Annotated in this window: 3 protein-coding genes; all 3 read left to right on the top strand. The window is 38.9% G+C overall.

Annotated features, from left to right (window positions below; genetic code table 11):
* Nucleotides 1-692 (top strand): TldD/PmbA family protein (locus tag ACFIO3_RS12555; protein WP_375704565.1); only part of this gene is annotated, 692 nt, incomplete at its 5' end.
* Nucleotides 679-1,482: a 3'(2'),5'-bisphosphate nucleotidase CysQ gene (locus tag ACFIO3_RS12550; protein WP_375607339.1), complete on the top strand. Its 804-nt coding sequence runs from the start codon at nt 679-681 to the stop codon at nt 1,480-1,482. The genes ACFIO3_RS12555 and ACFIO3_RS12550, both read left to right, overlap by 14 nt.
* A 45-nt stretch (nt 1,483-1,527) precedes the next feature.
* Complete coding sequence (locus tag ACFIO3_RS12545; protein WP_375614747.1) at nt 1,528-1,773, top strand: DUF4170 domain-containing protein; 246 nt, start codon at nt 1,528-1,530, stop codon at nt 1,771-1,773.
* Nucleotides 1,774-1,814: the final 41 nt, after the last annotated feature.

Raw genomic sequence — 1,814 nt, 5'->3', positions numbered from 1 at the left:
TTGGTGCAGTTCGACGTTTGGGTGCAGTTCGTGCGGCGACTGGGGGCGTTGATGTTATTTTTAATCCGCGTACAGCTCGTGGAATTGCAGGGCATATCGCATCTATGGTCAATGGAGCCTCTGTGGCTCGAAAAACGAGTCTTTTACAGAATTTCCTAGGCAAGGAAGTGATGAAGCCTAATGTTAATGTAACCGATCAACCTTTGCGATTACGTGGAAATGCTTCTCATCCTTTTGATGGAGAAGGGGTAGAGGGGAAAACACTCAATATTATTGAAAATGGTATTTTAAAAAATTGGCTTCTTTCATCATCTACAGCGCGTGAATTGGGACTTAAAACAAATGGACACGGTATGCGTTCGGCATCATTAGTGCAGCCGACCAGTACAAATTTTGCTATTGAACCGGGTTTAGTATCGCCTTGCGATATGATAAAAGATTTGCGAAATGGATTTTATGTGACCGAATTATTCGGTCATGGCATTGATTTTATTACTGGTCAGTATAGTCGTGGGGCTTCCGGTTTTTGGATTGAAAATGGTGAAATTGCTTATCCGGTGAGTGAAGTAACCCTAGGCTCTGATTTGCTTCATATGTTAGCACATTTAACACCTGCCAATGATATTGATCGGCGTTATGGTACAGCAGCTCCAACATTGTTAATTGAAGGGATGACACTTGCAGGAAAATAATATGCATCATTCTTCTGATTTAAATCTTTTGCGTGACGTTTGTCGAGAGGCAGGAGATTTAGCAATGCGGTATTTTGGATGCACGTTGGATGTCTGGATTAAAGAAGGTAATTCCCCGGTCAGTGAGGCAGATTTTGCTGTCGATCATTTCTTGAAAGAGAAGCTTCTTGGAGCGCGTCCAAATTATGGATGGATTTCAGAAGAAACAAAAGATAATCGAGAACAACAAGATTATAAGCGCTCCTTTGTCGTTGATCCTATTGATGGGACACGTGGTTTTCTTTCTGGCAGTACTTATTGGTGTATTTCTGTTGCTATTATTGAGAATGGGCGTCCTATTGTGGGCGTTTTACAATGTCCGGCTCAAGGGGATGTTTATGCAGCTGTAACGGGTGAAGGAGCAACATTAAATGGAATAAAACTTCCTCGTTTAGCCTTTGAGGTTCATCGAAAATATAAAATTTCACTTGATAAATCGCTCGCACAAAAATTACCAGATGATTTTCTCAATCAAGTCAGTCTTTACCATTATCTTCCTTCTCTTGCTTATCGTATTGTTCTTGTTGCTCAAGATGAAATTGATATCGTATTAGTTCGTCCAAATTGTCATGAATGGGATATTGCCGCTGCTGATCTTATTTTGCAGGAGTGTGGAGGGTGTTTTTTATCACTTGATACTCCTTTACTATCTTATGGAATTGAACCTTACCAATATGGGCTTTTAATTGCTGGTAAAAATAATTGCTGTCAGGATATGATAGATGTTGTTCGTCAAGCAAAGTTAGTTTAATCACATAAAAAGCGCTAAAATCATTTGAATGATATGGAGGCACATATGACTGAAACAAAGGAAAAAAAACAATATTTACATCTTGTATTTGGTGGGGAATTAAAAAGTCTTAACAGTAATCAATTTAAGAATCCTGATGATTTAGATGTGGTTGGTATTTTTTCAGATTATCAATCCGCTCAAGAAGCATGGCAGGCAAAGGCACAAAGCAGTGTAGATAATGCATTGCAACGTTATTACATTGTAGATTTGCATCAGTTTCTTGATGCTGAATCAAGCAATGCAGAATAAAGCTTAAATATTTGGTCATTATAGCCTGTAGATTGCTTCAT

The sequence above is a fragment of the Bartonella sp. AD328YNZD genome (assembly GCF_042196425.1).
The sequence above is the reverse complement of the archived record's forward strand: the minus strand, read 5'-3'. Positions and strand labels throughout refer to the sequence as shown.